At 36.0% G+C, this 16,169-nt stretch carries 18 protein-coding genes; all 18 read right to left on the bottom strand.

Annotated features, from left to right (window positions below):
- Window positions 1-488 (bottom strand): PBECR4 domain-containing protein (locus tag CD138_RS13075; RefSeq protein WP_103266014.1); only part of this gene is annotated, 488 nt, incomplete at its 3' end.
- Between the two features lie 635 nt (window positions 489-1,123).
- The gene (locus tag CD138_RS13070; protein ID WP_096638674.1) at window positions 1,124-1,972 is read right to left on the bottom strand and encodes an SH3 domain-containing protein; all 849 of its coding nucleotides are present in this window, start codon (window positions 1,970-1,972) and stop codon (window positions 1,124-1,126) included.
- Window positions 1,957-2,106: a hypothetical protein gene (locus tag CD138_RS14390; RefSeq protein WP_167414224.1), complete on the bottom strand. Its 150-nt coding sequence runs from the start codon at window positions 2,104-2,106 to the stop codon at window positions 1,957-1,959. The genes CD138_RS13070 and CD138_RS14390 overlap by 16 nt, the downstream gene beginning before the upstream one ends.
- A 2-nt stretch (window positions 2,107-2,108) precedes the next feature.
- Window positions 2,109-2,357: a phage holin gene (locus CD138_RS13065; protein ID WP_103266013.1), complete on the bottom strand. Its 249-nt coding sequence runs from the start codon at window positions 2,355-2,357 to the stop codon at window positions 2,109-2,111.
- Window positions 2,358-2,487: 130 nt separating this feature from the next.
- A complete protein-coding gene (locus CD138_RS13060) occupies window positions 2,488-2,790 on the bottom strand; it encodes a DUF2951 family protein (RefSeq protein WP_238310402.1) in 303 nt (100 codons plus the stop codon).
- A gap of 15 nt (window positions 2,791-2,805) precedes the next feature.
- Window positions 2,806-3,087 carry a hypothetical protein gene (locus CD138_RS13055; protein WP_019168215.1) on the bottom strand — a complete coding sequence of 94 codons (282 nt, stop codon included), beginning with the start codon at window positions 3,085-3,087 and terminating at the stop codon, window positions 2,806-2,808.
- 48 nt (window positions 3,088-3,135) lie between these two features.
- A complete protein-coding gene (locus tag CD138_RS14385) occupies window positions 3,136-3,273 on the bottom strand; it encodes a hypothetical protein (RefSeq protein ID WP_019168216.1) in 138 nt (45 codons plus the stop codon).
- Window positions 3,254-6,802 carry a phage tail spike protein gene (locus tag CD138_RS13050; RefSeq protein ID WP_019168217.1) on the bottom strand — a complete coding sequence of 1,183 codons (3,549 nt, stop codon included), beginning with the start codon at window positions 6,800-6,802 and terminating at the stop codon, window positions 3,254-3,256. The genes CD138_RS14385 and CD138_RS13050 overlap by 20 nt, the downstream gene beginning before the upstream one ends.
- 15 nt (window positions 6,803-6,817) lie before the next feature.
- Window positions 6,818-8,302 (bottom strand): phage distal tail protein, encoded by a 1,485-nt coding sequence (locus CD138_RS13045; RefSeq protein ID WP_019168218.1) that lies wholly within the window; start codon window positions 8,300-8,302, stop codon window positions 6,818-6,820.
- Window positions 8,299-13,227, bottom strand: a complete 4,929-nt coding sequence (locus CD138_RS13040) for a phage tail tape measure protein (RefSeq protein ID WP_019168219.1) — start codon at window positions 13,225-13,227, stop codon at window positions 8,299-8,301. The genes CD138_RS13045 and CD138_RS13040 overlap by 4 nt, the downstream gene beginning before the upstream one ends.
- A gap of 16 nt (window positions 13,228-13,243) precedes the next feature.
- Window positions 13,244-13,387: a phage tail assembly chaperone GT gene (gene gpGT / locus CD138_RS14380; protein WP_019168220.1), complete on the bottom strand. Its 144-nt coding sequence runs from the start codon at window positions 13,385-13,387 to the stop codon at window positions 13,244-13,246.
- Between the two features lie 59 nt (window positions 13,388-13,446).
- Window positions 13,447-13,818 (bottom strand): phage tail assembly chaperone G, encoded by a 372-nt coding sequence (gene gpG, locus CD138_RS13035; protein ID WP_019168221.1) that lies wholly within the window; start codon window positions 13,816-13,818, stop codon window positions 13,447-13,449.
- Window positions 13,819-13,885: 67 nt separating this feature from the next.
- On the bottom strand, window positions 13,886-14,071 hold the full coding sequence (locus CD138_RS13030) for a hypothetical protein (RefSeq protein ID WP_086375142.1): 186 nt from the start codon (window positions 14,069-14,071) through the stop codon (window positions 13,886-13,888).
- 11 nt (window positions 14,072-14,082) lie between these two features.
- The gene (locus tag CD138_RS13025; protein ID WP_019168223.1) at window positions 14,083-14,706 is read right to left on the bottom strand and encodes a major tail protein; all 624 of its coding nucleotides are present in this window, start codon (window positions 14,704-14,706) and stop codon (window positions 14,083-14,085) included.
- A 12-nt stretch (window positions 14,707-14,718) separates the two neighbouring features.
- Complete coding sequence (locus CD138_RS13020; RefSeq protein WP_019168224.1) at window positions 14,719-15,129, bottom strand: hypothetical protein; 411 nt, start codon at window positions 15,127-15,129, stop codon at window positions 14,719-14,721.
- Between the two features lie 5 nt (window positions 15,130-15,134).
- Complete coding sequence (locus CD138_RS13015) at window positions 15,135-15,503, bottom strand: hypothetical protein (RefSeq protein WP_244913364.1); 369 nt, start codon at window positions 15,501-15,503, stop codon at window positions 15,135-15,137.
- Between the two features lie 10 nt (window positions 15,504-15,513).
- A complete protein-coding gene (locus CD138_RS13010; RefSeq protein ID WP_019168226.1) occupies window positions 15,514-15,882 on the bottom strand; it encodes a hypothetical protein in 369 nt (122 codons plus the stop codon).
- Window positions 15,866-16,153, bottom strand: a complete 288-nt coding sequence (locus CD138_RS13005; RefSeq protein WP_019168227.1) for a head-tail connector protein — start codon at window positions 16,151-16,153, stop codon at window positions 15,866-15,868. The genes CD138_RS13010 and CD138_RS13005 overlap by 17 nt, the downstream gene beginning before the upstream one ends.
- Between the last annotated feature and the right edge of the window lie 16 nt (window positions 16,154-16,169).

Raw genomic sequence — 16,169 nt, 5'->3', positions numbered from 1 at the left:
ATTTGATACATTGTAGCAGGAACATAATATCTACCTCTACTATCTAATTTCAGACCAATCATCATATTAATATTGTTGTACTTATCGATAAATAACACAGATAGATTCTGAGGATTTTTACTGCTTTCTTTAGGTATAACACATAAACTAATTTCTTGGTTAATAAAACATTTATGTAAAAAATTATAGTTTAGTAATCTATTTCGAATCTCTCCAAAGTTATGATGCGCTTTTATTTCACTTATTGTTAGATTTCCCTCCAAAATTAATTGAAGTGTTTTTGTTGCATTAACCTTCTTATTTTGTATCTTGTGAAACCCTAACAAATGATGTATATCTCTCTTGTTAAATCTAATTTCGAATTGTTCAAGCTTAAAATAAGAAGTTTTTACTATTAGCTTTCGTTTAGTAAAGACTTCTATATAATCGTTAAGAAGCATTTGCAAATTAATATCATTAATTTTTTCAACTTTATAATAATCCTTCATTATACAAATGCTCCCCATAAATTTAATAAAAAAGCCCTACATCATTGTAGGGCAAATATGTATTGAGTGAAGGGCAAAAAGGGTATCAATTGCCGGGATAAGTGTTAAGTTACTAGGCCACTTAACGGGCTATATAGTTCACTCCTACTATATACTATTAAACGATAAGCATGTACATGGAAGAAAGAACGGCAAAGAGAGTTGACTTTCTTCATAAACAACTATAATATTTTTCCTTCTTATACGCAACAGTTATGACTAATTTTTTTCGCATTTTGTTAAATTTAGTTGGTTTTCGCTAACTTTAGTTAGATACAAAAACGCCACCCATTAACTAGTATAGGTGGCGGTAAATAAAGCCGGATTGGTTACCGGTAATCTATATGTATTATAGCATAAAAAAGAAGGGCAGTCGCAATGACCGCCCTTTTAACACAAAAAGAGTTATTGAACAATCTGCTTGTCCAGAATTAAAAGGTATTCACATAATGTGATGGAGTTTCTCCCCAGAACACTCGCTGCTTATACTGTAACATATTAATGTTAAGTTACACAACTATATTTGCATAAAAAGAGGGCAGCCAATACGGCCGCCCTCTTTTTATAACCATAGGGAAAATACATTATATCATACTTTATTTAATTTGTCCCCATAATTTGCCAACTTTTCCAGTTTTAGCGTCCCACGTTCTAATAGGTAAGTAATAACGTTTACCTTTGTACGTATATCCAATCCAAACATGGCCATCTTGTAACATCAATTCATCATAATCGACATATCCACCTTTTTTAAATGTATACCCAACTGGACAACTTCTAAAAGGGCCTTCTAAACGAGCGATGATATCAGCATTTGCAGTAAATCTAAATTTTTCTTTTTTATATAAAGTCCCATATTGATTTCGTTTCCATTCTCCAACTTTTGAAGTTTTAGATTTTGCTTTAGGCTTAGATGGTGTTTTTCCTGATTTGATTTGGTTCAAGTAATGTTGAACTTTATTCTCAAATTCTGCCCAAGTTCCAGTAGCACGCATTTTATGTGGACAATCCTTACCACTGTACCAGTAATGTTGATACATACGATCAATGCCCCATCCATATTGATGTAATACGTGAGCAGCATATAAAGCCGCATTATCTTCAGCTTGTTTATAACGTTCAGACTTTGCACCGCTGTATCCGTTGTCCATAGAATAACAAATTTCAATGCCGATGGCTGTTCGATTACCTGAATTTAAACCGACACCATCACCAGTATGGAAAGCGTTACGATTGAAAGGAATAGCTTGCACGACTTCTTTGTCATCTACTGCAACGTGATAAGATACGTAATTACGATTGCCATTCATATAAGCGACCTCATTACGTGCTGTCGCCGTGTTACCTGTGTTGTGAATTGCTAACTTATTAGGTTGCATATAGTACGGTGCTTTATATGGATATAAATACGATGGTGTCCACATATTAACTATTTTGTATCCCATAATGAACCCTCCTCAATATCTGCTTCTAATCCAATAAATTCATCTTTTTCATGATTTTGTAATTCAATGTTTTCAATTTCCTTTTCAGAAACATCGCCGATGCCTTCAAGTTTTTCTGTACCGTTTAAATTCATTCTTATTTCAGCCCTTTCTCTTTTAAATATTCCTCTTGCTCACGTGCTGACTTTTTAACGATGAATGTATTCTTCCACACGCCATACGCCACTAATGCTAATGGCACGCCAGTGTTTAACACATTAATCCATGCGTCTACTGCTTGCGGGTTAATCCATTCCGCACTAATTCCGCTAGCTTGTAATGCTAGGTATAATGCACCTATAAAACCACCAATCAAAGCGATAAATTGTTTAATTTTATCTTCCATATATAATCCTCCTTATAATAAAAAGCCGACACATCAGTGCCGACCTTAAATTAATTATTATTTGCATTGACCGAACCAAAAACATTGCCAAAATGAAGCTCCTAAAATCTTAAACATAGTCCTCACCCCCTTAAATGCCTAGTAAACTTCTTAAAAAGGCTAAGATTAAAGAACTGCCGACAGTTGCGACTGTACCTAATAATAAATACTTAACTTGTTTAAAATCTTTGCGACTTTCTTCGTCTTTTTCTTTATTTAATTCTCTTTCTCTATTTATAGAATCAAGCGTAAAATTCATTTTCTGATTTACTAACTCTTGAGAATGTTGACCCCTTCTTATTTCATCTAAAGAATCAAATATTTTTTCGTCGTTTTCTTCCAACCTCCGAATGCGTCTTTCTGTTTCTTTTTGATAAGGTTCCAAAATATTCACCTACATTTATTTTTTTTATACATCTTCCTTCACTGTTTCATACGTTGTACCATCTTGGTTATACTTAGTACGCGTCACATCTTGCTTAACATAATAAGTTTTTGTACCATTATTAAAAACTCCCGCAAGCATGTTTTGCATTGCACATACCTTTTTAACTTGTTCCTCATCTTTAAATTTATACGCGTTAGCAGGTGACGCACCACGAACGAAACTATTTGAATAATTTTGCATTAGCGCACTTTCCTCACCATTTTTATTAACCTCTACTAAGTAAAATTCTGTAAATTGTTCCATGAAAAATTCCTCCTAAATAATTTTATATATAATAAAAACGTCTAACGGTTATTCGTCAGACGCTTCATTATCAGTATTTTGTTCTTGAATGATTGCTTTCAGCATTGCATTTTCTTGCGAAAGTCGTGCGACCTCTTGTGTCAGATAGTCAATTGTTAATTGTGGATTAGCTTGCAGTTTGTTCATTTAATTGTTCCTCCAGTTTGTTTATTTTTTCATTCTGTTCCTCTAATTTAAAAACTAACTCTTGTATTGCTTTTGTGTTCCAGAACATAATTTCATTGCCGTCAAAGCCGTCGCCATTACGCCATTCGACGGGGAATTTGTCTAAATTACTATTTTCTCTCAAAACAATACCGTGGTGAATTCTTGCATAATCAGTTGATGCTTCTGAATTAACTTTATAAGAGTGCAATTGAAGACCATTCTTATATACATCTAAAACGTTATAATCCCATTCAGCAATGTCATACTTGTATTTCTCGTGCGACATTGCTGTCCAGTTTTTAAAACGTATGTCTTGGTATTGTGGAGTGCCACCGTTCCAAAAATTATTCGCTGTTATTCGCAATTCGCGATAGCCCACGCCAAAATAAACATCTGAGCCACTATGATTTGAAAATGCATAACTGTGTGTCGTTTTTATTTCACGCGCTCTTAAATCATTGTATATAGGATTTCCGCCGTTGTATCCTTTTAAATTAGTTACACGCAACTCGCCGTTATCTACCATTGCATAAACATTAGTATTCTTCGTTGTCCAATCACCATATAATTTATTGGCATAAAAACTACCCGAACCAATATCTCCGTTGTTATTAGTGGCATATACAAGTGGTTCCATTTCACTTACGTTCTCAAAACCTCTAACACCCTGTTTACGAAAACGTATACCTGCCCCCGCAACACGACTAGGGTCGCTCAGTTCACCAAACAACAAAACGCCATCAGTGTCTTTAGGGTTAGTGTTGTCTTTAACATAAAACTGAAATTCATTAATACCGGATCTCGTATTTGCAAAAGGTCTTAAATAAATCGAATATTTGTTACTACCAATGTTAACGGTATCGTCTGCTTCCATAACAATCTTGTTGCCCTCTGACCTCAAACCCAGAACACCTGCACCAGAACGAATAGTTAGACCTCTAATGTTAGGGTCATATAAATGGTCAAAGAATTGAATTGTTCCTGATGCTTCAGTCGGACTGCCATCAAGAAATGTGGAAATACCTAAATCAGATATATAGATTGACCGATCTTTATCGTTATTTCTAAATCGGATATGTCCATCCTTTAACCGAGTAAATACATTGTTAGTTTCAGTTACGCTTGCCCAGTCACGCGTATATGTTCCGTATAACGTGATTTCATCGTTTTTTATATGAACATACTCGCTACTATCTCCTCCGCGAATACCTACATTGTTTACATCAATTTCTAAACCCTCGCGTGATAGATTTAACTTATTAACAATGTTAGTCTCATCAGCTTTATTTGCCACATCGTTTACTAACACATTAAAGTCTTTGTTAACTGTAATGTCTACTCTATCACCTTTTAACTTGATGCCATCACGTCCAATATTCGCTGATTGAATATTACCGTTATCATCATAATTAAAGAACATACCAGTCGAAACGTTATTGATAAATTCTGATGTATATCTTTCTAAAGTTTTACTGCTTTGATTAAATACTTCTTTTGAAACACGGTTCGATGTTTGTTCAGCTTCAATCAATACTTCAGCTTTAGAATTAAAAAGCCTTTGTTCAACGTCATTTTCATATTCTGACCTTGTCACTCTATCCGCGATTTGATTAGAAAGTTGCTTGCGTTCAGAATCAGAATTATCTAACCGTTCTATAATACCGTTTTTATCACTCTGATATTCGGTAGAAGTAACGTAATCTCTTAACATTTCGTTTGTCATTTCGTGTACGGCTTCGTTAATTTGTTTGGAAACGTCAACCTCTCCAACAAGTTGATTATCTTCATTAACCGTTAATCCTAGTTTAGAAGCCACATTATTTAATGTTTCGTTAAACTTCTCATCAGTATACTGTGATTGTAGTAACTTAAATCGCTCATCAATCGCAATTTTTGCGTTTTCAATCGTGTTGTATAACGTTTGCATTTTCTCACGATATTCAAGAAATAGTGCTTGTGTATCAACCAATTTTCCAATCGTTGCCGTTTCTGATGTCATACTATCTAAATTTTGTTTGATCTCATTAAACACGCCGATAGTATCGTTCAATTTGCTATTTACTTCTGCTTTTATATCAGTGTCAACGAGATATTCAGATTCTAATGTTACGAACGCGTCATGCATTAATTTACTATGTTGAACATTTAGATTTACAAAAGTATTGCTTAAATCACTGTATAACGCTTGTTCTCGCGTAACAGCGCCCACATCTTCTGCATTTTCAGCTGATGACTTAATCCATTCACCGTTCCAATAACGACGCAACACAGCAACTTTAGGATTACTTGTGTCTAACCACAGTAAGTCATTGACTGGATTGTCCGGTGGCGTATCACCTTTTAAAATCTTAGGTTCAAAATACTGTAGTTCGCCCTCGAGTGACTCTTTAACGATTGTATTCACGTTAGAAAAACCATCAGTCAACTTTTGACGAATTGCATCTAATTTTCTGTCGAACGAACTTCTCAAATCGCTTTCTTTAAATTCTTTATACGTACCGAAACCGTACGTGACATCTTTACTGATTAAGTCATATTCTTCTGATATAACTTCAGCTTCTACATAAAGAGGTGGTGTAAAATCACGGTTTTTTATACGTACCATATCGCCCAGATTTATGACTTCGTGTTTGTATTCTTTTTCAATATCAACCGCAGTGACTTCATACGTAATCACTTCTGACTTACGTTTGTTTAATTCCGTTATACCTAACGTCCGCAATCGTGATTCTGTCATATTTTGGTCTTCTGTTTCAGGTTCGTAAACGCCCCAATTATATCGACCAGGTAGCCCGTATTTCGCTTGAGATTCGTCATCTTTAACAACTAACTCTAAACGCTTTTTACCTTCTTCCGGCTCAGGACCAACGCATAATAACGCCGTCTTGATTTCTGAGAAGTCAACAGTACGCTTCAAACCTGTTAAGTCTTTACCATATTCAATTTCTTTACCCTTAAAAAGTGGATTGCGTTTCCGTAAAACAACAAGGCGTTTATCCACACGATTCGAACCAACTTCTATATAAAAGTCAGCCATCATTTTATACGTCGTACACAGTTGTAACAATACATCATACCGTGTCTGATAAGATGTCCATGAAGTCGTTCGTAATCCACCGTATTCAGTAACGTCAGACACATCCCAACCTGTATCTTTCAACACATCAGATAACGCTTGTTTAGTCGTCATTTTTTCTAATTTTCCAGGCGTATATGGTCGTGCTTTTGTTATATCTTCTAAATAAGACGCAACTGTTTCAACCTCAGTATAACCGTCAATATCAGCGGAAATTCTATCGATAATAAATTCGCGGTACTGGCCATTTTTGTCCTGTATGATGATTCTGTTGCGCTCTTGAAGGTGTGTTGTACGTTCGGATAAAATTGTGAAGTCGAATGTTTCCATACGCTCGTTTATATCCCTTTTATGCACAGCATGAATCACTGCATTGTCTGCTTGTGATATAAAATCAACTATTTCACCTTTGAAGTTCATTACATGGATCAATGTATAACCTCCTTTCTACAAGAATCTGTCTTGCCATTTAACTGTTGTATCAAAAACACCAGGTGGATTAATAACAAGTTCTGTATGTCCTTTATCAACGTTAAGGTAGTTACTACCAAACGTTTTTTCGGACAAATATGATTCTTCGTTCACAAGTACATTTTTTGTAGACATGTCTATCGTAATTAAATCACCTTTTTTGATAACCATGTCACGTGCGTTTGTAGGTTTCGGCAATAACTCACGTGTGTAAGTTCCAAAGATATACAAAGGCATAACATTGTTATTGCCATTTTTAGCGCTGTATAACGACAGTGCCACGACTGGACGTTGGTAAAAGTTACCGCCATCTACAAACTGCCTTTCATGCTTGTCAAACGCTTTTTTTCTCAACGGATACGGAAACTCTTTGTACTTCCAACTTTTGACAGTAAACACGTTATCTTTACGCGTTAATCTGATATACACAACAAAGTCATCGAGTTTATATAGACTCGGATTGTTTTTGTATTTATATATCGTTTGTTGATTACCTGATTGGTCAAATAAAGTAACAATAATCGTACCTATTGCTTGTTTAGCGTTTGGATTAGTATAGCCGATTGAAGCGATAACACGATTGTCTGAATCGTAAATATATTGAGCAAATCTTACTGCACCTTTATTCTTTTGTCCGACGCCAATTTTCACAGTGGTCGTGAAGTCTTGTGCTTGCTTACTGAATGACCGTTTATACATTGCACCGTTCCAGCCGCTACCACTTACAGAATCACTGTTTAACACAAAACTTTCTTTTGTGCTCGATTGACTAAAACTACCGCCAACTTTTCCGCCGGTTTGATTGTCGGTAAAATCAATATTGCTTTGCTTGTTCCACCCTGAAAAAGAACGTGCTTCATCTTCTAAAATCAAAGGCGAATAATCTTTCAATGGCTTATCTAAGTCATCATCGCCAATCATAAAATAATCCTCATCACCTTTTGAAATCATGTAGTAGTTAGAGTTCTGTAATGCTCTAGCTTCCACAACAATAGGCGTGTCTGCCGTTCCAGTATTAACAACAGATACTGCGTCACTGATTGCTGTGTTTTGATTACCGTCGACTGCGTATTTGTATGGGTCAGTAAGAACAACTTTGATTGTGAAACTAACAAAACCATTATTCATACTCACTATTTCTATTGGGCCATCAAAATATGCATTCCAATACCAATTTTTATTAGATAACTGCAATTTAACCGAATCCTCATAATCAAATAACTTAACTAATTCATTAAGGATTTCATCATGACTCTTTCGACCTACCAAATAATCATTACGGGCAATCAATGGCAAATCAAATTCGTAACCATTTAAATCACGTCTTTTTTTAATATTTCCTGACCTACCAGGAACTTTTTCAACTTCAGTGACAAAATTAAACGAGGGTACTTTAAACCCTCGTTCAATAATAAGCCAATCTAATTTTTTGTCATTTACGATAATGGTTTCGTTTGTCATGTCACAAATGCACCACCTCTATATCTTTTCAGTTTATTTTCGTAACGCTCACGCTTGTCTTGATGTTTATTGTGCATACGCTCAATTGATGACTCATCAACAATTAATTCTTTTGCTGCAATCTGCATCAATACTTTCATTTGCTCTTGTTGCTGATTAATTTGTTGTTGTTGATTTTCAATCATTTGCATTAATAATGCTGCATTATCACTACTATTACCAATGCGTGGGAGTTGCCCAGGTCGTTTATTACCTGATGTTTTACCACTGTCAATATCTTGTGCTGCTAAATCAAGTAACTTCATCGAATCACTATATAAAGCAGGGTCAGTTGAAATTACATATTCAGGATAACCACCCTCAGCTATGTTATACCAACCTGTATTTTTTATAAGTCCTCCACTAGCAAAACGTCTATGACCACGCGGGCCCCAACCTGAACGTCCGTATTGAATATCGTTAGCCCAATTTGAGTTGTTAAAAAATGCTAATAATTGGTCGTAACCACTTTTGATGTTTGTGTGTCCTTTTACTGCAAAATTCCTAAACGTAGACGGTACATATTGCAATAAACCTTGTGCAAGATTACCAGTTAAAGCGTTGATGTCTCGCACTGATGTTGATTGTGTAATACCGGCGTCTCCGCCAGATTCACGTTGAATTTGTGCGATAATACCATTAATTTGTCGGTTTGATGGATTAACACCCATTCGTTTTGCAGCACGTACAATCGTTGAGCGCCATTTGCTTGGCGATTTACTTCTACCACCCTTACCTTTTGTTTGACTCTTTAAGAACGGCATTGGGTTAATTGGTACACCATTTTTGCGCATTTCATAATGCAAATGAGGACCTGACGACATACCTGTGTTACCTGATACCCCTAGATAGCTTCCTGGATGTACTCTTTTAGAACCTGTCCATGCCAATTTTGACATATGCCCATATATAATTTCATAAATACCGGATTTAATACTCATGTGATTACCAAAACCGCCATTATATCCAGTTTTACCTGTTGCGATACCGCTGTGCGTCGAGTATAACTTATCGTACACATAGTTTAAGTCAACACCCATATGTGGGTATGGGAAAGGATAACCTGGTGCACGACCATTTGGGCTAAATGGGAAGTTTACGCCTTTAGAAATATCGACCCAACCACCTTCGCCACCACCGGAATCTTCAAGCCAACCTGTAAAAAGATCGACTGTAGCTTTTCTAAGCTTTTTAAACATGGCAGTCATCATTTTAAACGGAATTTCTGCACCTTTTAAGAAATCAAAGTTAACACCAAAACCGTCTAAAATTTTATCAAGTAGCTTACCGGGTTTATCTATCCAATCAAGCACATCTCCAACTGTTTTAGATAACCAATTCTTACCTTTAGCAACCGCGCCTAAAGCTTTACTTACATAGGCTTTACCTGAATTAACAACTTGACCTAATAACGCTTGTGCACTTCCACCACCCGCTTTTGGTGCCATAACATCACCCGGCATATCGTCACCGTGTTTGTGCGCATGTGGTTTTTTCTTGTCTGATAATAAATCGAACATTGTTCCTGTTGAAAATTTCGGCATTTGCCCTGCGTTCTTTAATATACTATGTGTTTGTGCACCATTGTATACCGCTGATCCTTTAGGTAAGAACGCTGTTGTATCTCTGTTAGGTGTAAGTGCCATTTTACCGTTCGGATAACGTATCATTTCATGTCTGAATCCACCTGGACCATTACCACGGCCTTTGTCGCCAACAGTAGCAAACGTGTCTTGATTAATTTTACCTTTTGTTACAAGGTTATGTGTGGTAGTGTGTGTCGTACCAGTGTGTAGTTTTAATTTCGGCAATTCATCCATACCGATTTTACCTGCTACCCAATTGACACCATCAATTAATTTATTAAGACCTTTCTTAACAGAATTAACCATTCCATTAATATGACCTTTAATTTTGTCAATGATAGATTTTAATCCGTTCTTCATGTTATTGAAGGTTCGTCTTACGCTGTTCCATAATTTTGAAGCGATACCAGTTACGGAATTTTTAATCGAATTCCAGATATTCGTCATCCAATTTTTAACTTTATTAAAGATATATCGAGTTCCACTCCAAAGTTTTTGCCATGTTCCTTTGACTCTCGACCATAAGTTAGATGCTATACGCGTGATGTTGTTTCTTATCGAATTCCAAATACTACTTAGCCATGACTTCACTTTGTTGAATACACTTTTTGTACCGCTATATAAAGCATTCCAAATACCTTTAACACGAGACCAAAGCGATTTTACAATCGAAACAACTATATTTTTAATGCTTGTCCATATGGCTTTTATAAAATTACGCAAAGCAGTAAAGATACTTCGTGAAAACGATAATATACGTTTAAATATGACACTGATGACTGACCATATAAACTTTAATACCGTTCCTATTACTGTCTTAACGCCATTAAATGCTGCACTAATAGCGCCTATTAAAAGCGTTCCAAAGAACTTAACAACTTTTAATACCTTACCTATCAACCACAATTTGACAAGGTTCCAAATAAATGTCAGTGCGCCGCTAAAAACTTGTTTAACTCCTGACCACACTTTGCCCCATTGACCTGTGAAAATACCGCTAAATATTTTGACAATACCTAATATGATATCTAGTGCACCTTTTACAATACCTTTAATATTATTCCAGGTATCTACAATCAACGCTTTTATGAGTGGCCATAAAAACTTCATGACACTCCAAATAATACCCATAGCTACTTTGATTGTCGGCACGATTACATTTAAGAAAATCGTCTTAACTAAAGTACCTAATTCTTGCAAATTAGGACCTATCAAATTTTTCAACTCAACAAAGAAACCTTTGAAAAAATTGCCGATATTTTTAAACGCTTGTCTGATTTGCATTAAATTTGCTGTAACTTTTAACGCTGTCGCTTTAGGCATAATTTTTGAAAGCAAATCAATAGTAGGTAAGGAATTTCCTGAGAAGAGATTTTTTAATGAATTAAAAACATCTTTTGCTACATTCCAAAGACCTTTGAATCCTGAGACAACTGGATTGATTACCTTATTCACAATATTCCTGAACGTTTCTGATTTTTTATACGCTATAACAAACGCTGTACCTATTGCCACGACCGCTGCTATTGCTAATCCGACTGGTCCGAGCATGAATTTAAATGCTCCGCCTACTAAGGTTAAACCTTTAGCTGCTAATGGTGCTTTTTTTCTCAAGAAGTTCATTACACCACCAGCTTCAGTTATACCTGTCATCACAGGACCTAGCGTTGTCGTGATACTACCTAATGCTGCTGTAAACATTCCTGTGGTTAAAATTAACGGTCCTAACGCGGCTGCGAATATACCTAAGCCTATAGCTACACCTTTTATTGGCGTTGGTAACTCTGTAAATTTTTCAGCCCATTCACCTAATTTTTTAGTAATGCTTACCACCACTGGCGCTATAACATTACCAATGTCTATAGCTAAGGCCGTCAATTTATTTTTAAAAACTTGGAGTTGTGAACCCATCGTCTTATAACGCGTATTAGCTTCGTTAGTCAATGCTGTATTCTTTTTCCAAGCATCTGCACCTGTTTTTAATGCTCCGTCTAGCAATTTGTGGTTATTTGCCATACGACGTATCGTATCTGCTTCACGCACACCTTTTATACCCACTTGGTCTAAAGCAGCAATAACACCTTTAGCGCCACCTTTGGTTTGTGATAAACCTTTTACAAAAGCGCTTAACGCTTTACTTGGGTTATTTTCCCATGTTTGTGCAAATTCTTCTGCGCTCATTCCTGAAGTTTTAGCGAACGACTCTAGTTCTTCGCCACCATTGGCTGCCGCTTTAGTCATCTTATTCATTATTTGAGTCATTGCAGTACCGCCAGCTTCAGCGTTTATACCAGCACTACTCATTGCCGCACTAATACTCATAATTTGGTCTGCGCTAAATCCTGCTTGGGCTCCCGCTCCGGCTAACCTTTGTCCCATTTCAACGATTTCTTTTTCTGTTGTAGCGGTTGTATTACCTAGCGCAGTTACCGTACTACCTAATCTATCTACATCGCTAATAGGCATCTTTGCTGCGTTAGCAAATCGTGCGAATTCTGTCGCCGCCTCATTAGCCGTCAAATTTGTAGCAACGCCCATATCAAGCATAGTTTTAGTGAAATTAGTAATTTCAGATTTTTTTACACCAAGTTGTCCTGCTGCTTCAGCCACACCTGCAATTTCAGTTGCAGCGAACGGCATTTTTTTAGACATACCCAGAATTTTGTCACTCATATTATTCAATTCTTTACCAGACATGTTCGTAGTTTTAGCCACACCTGCAATAGCTTGTTCATAATCAACAGATGCTTTTACCGCTAAACCAAAACCTGCAACAGCTGGAGCAGTAACATACATCGACATAGAACGACCAACACTTTTCATCGATTCGCCAACACTTTTTAACTTAGGACCAATATCAGTAAACTTTTGCCCTAATCGACCGAAACTACTATTAGATACTCTAGCTGCTTGTTGTGCTTCTTTTTGGAATCGTTTAAAATCACCTACAGTTTGTTCTAACTCGTGTTCAAGACGATTTAATGTGTCTGCTTGCTTATTGTACTCTGTACGTAGCCTAACTGCAGCAGCGTTATTCGCTCCTTTATCTTTAACCATTTGTTCATATTGCTTGCGTAGTTCTTTCACATTGTTACGTTGTTGCTTTGTCGCAGCATCTAGCTCTCGTATTCTATTTTTATAACTTGCCATTGACTTTTCTGAGTATTTAAAGTTATTACTCGACAATTTCAAATCAGAATTTAATTGTTTAAAACTACGCCTAATACCCGCAAGTGTAGCACCAATGCCCATATCTTGCATAGAGAGGTCAATTTGTAAACCTTTTATTCTTTCTGCCATTCTTCCACCTCCTTACTTATAAATTGGTGAATGCATCTAACATGCTATCTTTCTTATCAACTTGTTTAACAGGCTTTCTACCGTCCTCAACAACGTCCATAAAAAAAGAAAAGGGCATGTCTAGGATGTCGTTAATATCCTTACCGCCCTCTTTCATCATGTCATATGCTACTTTTTTTAAATTTTGTTTGTGTTCAGCCCATGTGATGACTTTTTTATTTAAATCATCTTCGCTAATTGCTTTTTTCTTTGTTCATCCATCTGACCTTGTGCAATAAATTGTACTTGTGATTGAATTTCTTCGATTGCATCAGGGGCATGTAAACGATCTAACAAATCATCACTTGTGAATTGATTATTGTACACATCAACAACAAAATCAGTCATGCGTTTAAACATTTCTTTTTCTGTTAATTCGCTACCGTCTTCAGACGTACCTTCCATAATGTCAGTCGCTTCATAAATTTTACGGAATGGGATAAAGTTAGGTGTGAAATGTGTTTCAACCTCGAAATTACCGTTTTTATCCTCTTTAGCGTTACCTTCTTTATCTAATACTACTAATTTAATGTAATTGATTTTTTTAACCATGTGTAAAACTCCTTTTAATATAATAATTTTTATTTGCAAATAAAAAGAGGGCGCAATGCCCTCAAAATCAATCTTCAATCTTTTTGATTAGTGGTTTACGTTGACGATTGTCACTTGAAGAAAGTTCAAGAATACGTTCCTCGTCAATTTTTTTATTAGCAGGACGCGGGAATGTGTTCCCTTTTTTATATAACTTGTCATTGTCTTGCAAATCTTTAAAAGTTTTTAATACTTCATATTTAGCCATTAGTATACTCCTCCTTATTATGCGCCAATGTCAGATTCTTCTGTGTCTTCTGATACTGATTTGCTAGGGTGTTCTTTACCAAACACTTTTTTCCAAATTGCATCACGCATGACAGTTACACCTTTTTCATCACGACCGAGAAGCATGGTTTGTTCTTTATCAAATCCTTCAACTTCAGCAGGCATGAATTCAGCTGTAGATTGGTCTTGAGAGAATTCAACACCATCTTCTTTTGTTTGACCAGAAACTTCAGGAAACGTGAACATACCTTTTAATAATCCAACATATTCAGATGCGCCAGTTTCTGTTGTTTTTTCAAAGATAACAGCAACATAAGGTGGCGTGTTATTACCTACGCCAATGACACCATCACTTGATTTATCTAAACCGAATAATACTTCTCTGTCTTCGATTGGTAAATGATGGAATGTAGATTCTAATTCAACAGTTCCGTTTGAAACTGCTAATTCAGCTACACTGTTATCCCCGTGAGCTTTCTCGATTGATTGTTCCTTTGAAACTTGAACTTCTTGTAAGTATTTAATACGTTCAGGCTCTTTTCCGCCTAAAACTTCTTCTGTTCCTAAAGGCATATAGTAAAATCCTGTAATACCTGTAAATGAATTATATTTTTTTGCCATTCTTAATTCCTCCTATAAATTTAATTCAGTACGATAAAAGGTCCCCTCGTATCTACGAGCGGACCTGTACATTTTTAATTCTTCGTCATATTCCGGTTTTGCATTTGATGTGTTTTCCATTTTCAATTGTTCTTTCATTAACCGTGAAATGTGATAGCTAACTTTATTCCTTACAAAATATGCTTGATAATCGTCTGACTCAGGCACAAACACATCAATTTGTACTAAATAACTTAGTGCCATGTTGTCGTTGTCTGCATATTCGACTGGTAGAGAGTCATCAATTTCACTCATCACAATATATGGCTTGGTCATATCTGACGGTTCAGGGTATTCATAGAACTTAATACGATTATCAACATATCGTTGCACTAACGTATCTTTAATAAGAACGTTATAAATATCCATTAAAATATCTCTCAATCGTATCAACCCCTTTTTAACCTTTGTTTAATAGCTTGGAAATAAGCCTCACGACCACTTCTCAAAGCTCTTTCAACAGCCCCCTTACCACGTGGGTTGGGATTCTTGATTGTGCCAAATTCATTTAAATGAATAATTCTGTAACGTCCTTTAGGGCCTTTCCAGTGTATTTTAATCGTTCGAACACCATTTAAAGTGAAAGGTTTAGATAACGTCAATTCCGCCTTACTTGCACCTGTATCTTTAAAATCTTCGAAGTTGCTTTTGATTTTTTGGACGATTACATTACCACCAATAATTAAAGCTTCATCCACAATGCGTTTCATTTTCGCTTTACCATATCTATTTTCAAGTTCACGCTCTAACTCTTTCATGCCTTTTAACTTAATTGTCATTTGCTACGCCTACTACCTTAATCATTTCTTTATTACTTGAATTAGGCGCAAAGTCGATTATTTTAAATGTCGAGTTTTCATACAATCCATAAATCAGTTCGAACGTATCCGAATGATTGATATGATAATCGGCATGTGGATTTCTAAAATTAATAGTGATTTTATGGGTGCCAGTGATGCCGCTTGTCTTTTCTAAATCTTTTGTTGAACTTTCGTAGACTTCGCAAAGTGTCGTAAATGCTTTTTCCTTCTTTTTACTTCCAGGAAAAGGACCGTCATTTTCCACCATACGAAAAAAAGTAACGGGAATTCGTAAGTCACCGCTACTTATTTTAGGTGGTCTATAATTCTTGTTCATAATCAACCTCCTTCATGTTTTCTAACGCAAAAGAGGTGATTTGTGCTAGAAAGTTATCATGGAAAAACTCTAAACTGTCGTTATAAGCGTACCTTGTGCGCTCATAAACAAGTTCAGAGCCTCTTTTGTTCTTCTCCATATCAAACTCTTGGCAACGATGTTTAATATCCTCATATGATTGTTCGAGCAATGATTTTATATGCTCATCTTCGAAGCTGTGAAATATTTTTAATCGTCGCTTCATTTCTTCAACGTGATTTTGAGTGATCATTTAACCACCTCTTCCA

The organism is Staphylococcus intermedius NCTC 11048 (assembly GCF_002902385.1).
Taxonomy (GTDB): Bacteria; Bacillota; Bacilli; order Staphylococcales; family Staphylococcaceae; genus Staphylococcus; species Staphylococcus intermedius.
This window is presented reverse-complemented; position numbering and strand designations above follow the sequence as displayed.

Excerpts from the sequence above, each read along its gene's own strand:
- CD138_RS14385 (WP_019168216.1), bottom strand. The coding sequence starts at position 3,273 with ATGAACAAACTGCAAGCTAATCCACAATTAACAATTGACTATCTGACA.
- CD138_RS13040 (WP_019168219.1), bottom strand. The coding sequence starts at position 13,227 with ATGGCAGAAAGAATAAAAGGTTTACAAATTGACCTCTCTATGCAAGAT.
- CD138_RS13065 (WP_103266013.1), bottom strand. The coding sequence starts at position 2,357 with ATGGAAGATAAAATTAAACAATTTATCGCTTTGATTGGTGGTTTTATA.
- CD138_RS13015 (WP_244913364.1), bottom strand. The coding sequence starts at position 15,503 with ATGAAAGAGTTAGAGCGTGAACTTGAAAATAGATATGGTAAAGCGAAA.
- gpGT (WP_019168220.1), bottom strand. The coding sequence starts at position 13,387 with ATGATGAAAGAGGGCGGTAAGGATATTAACGACATCCTAGACATGCCC.
- CD138_RS13045 (WP_019168218.1), bottom strand. The coding sequence starts at position 8,302 with ATGACAAACGAAACCATTATCGTAAATGACAAAAAATTAGATTGGCTT.
- CD138_RS13025 (WP_019168223.1), bottom strand. The coding sequence starts at position 14,706 with ATGGCAAAAAAATATAATTCATTTACAGGTATTACAGGATTTTACTAT.
- CD138_RS13070 (WP_096638674.1), bottom strand. The coding sequence starts at position 1,972 with ATGGGATACAAAATAGTTAATATGTGGACACCATCGTATTTATATCCA.
- CD138_RS13010 (WP_019168226.1), bottom strand. The coding sequence starts at position 15,882 with ATGAACAAGAATTATAGACCACCTAAAATAAGTAGCGGTGACTTACGA.
- CD138_RS13005 (WP_019168227.1), bottom strand. The coding sequence starts at position 16,153 with ATGATCACTCAAAATCACGTTGAAGAAATGAAGCGACGATTAAAAATA.
- gpG (WP_019168221.1), bottom strand. The coding sequence starts at position 13,818 with ATGGTTAAAAAAATCAATTACATTAAATTAGTAGTATTAGATAAAGAA.
- CD138_RS13055 (WP_019168215.1), bottom strand. The coding sequence starts at position 3,087 with ATGGAACAATTTACAGAATTTTACTTAGTAGAGGTTAATAAAAATGGT.
- CD138_RS14390 (WP_167414224.1), bottom strand. The coding sequence starts at position 2,106 with ATGAATTTAAACGGTACAGAAAAACTTGAAGGCATCGGCGATGTTTCT.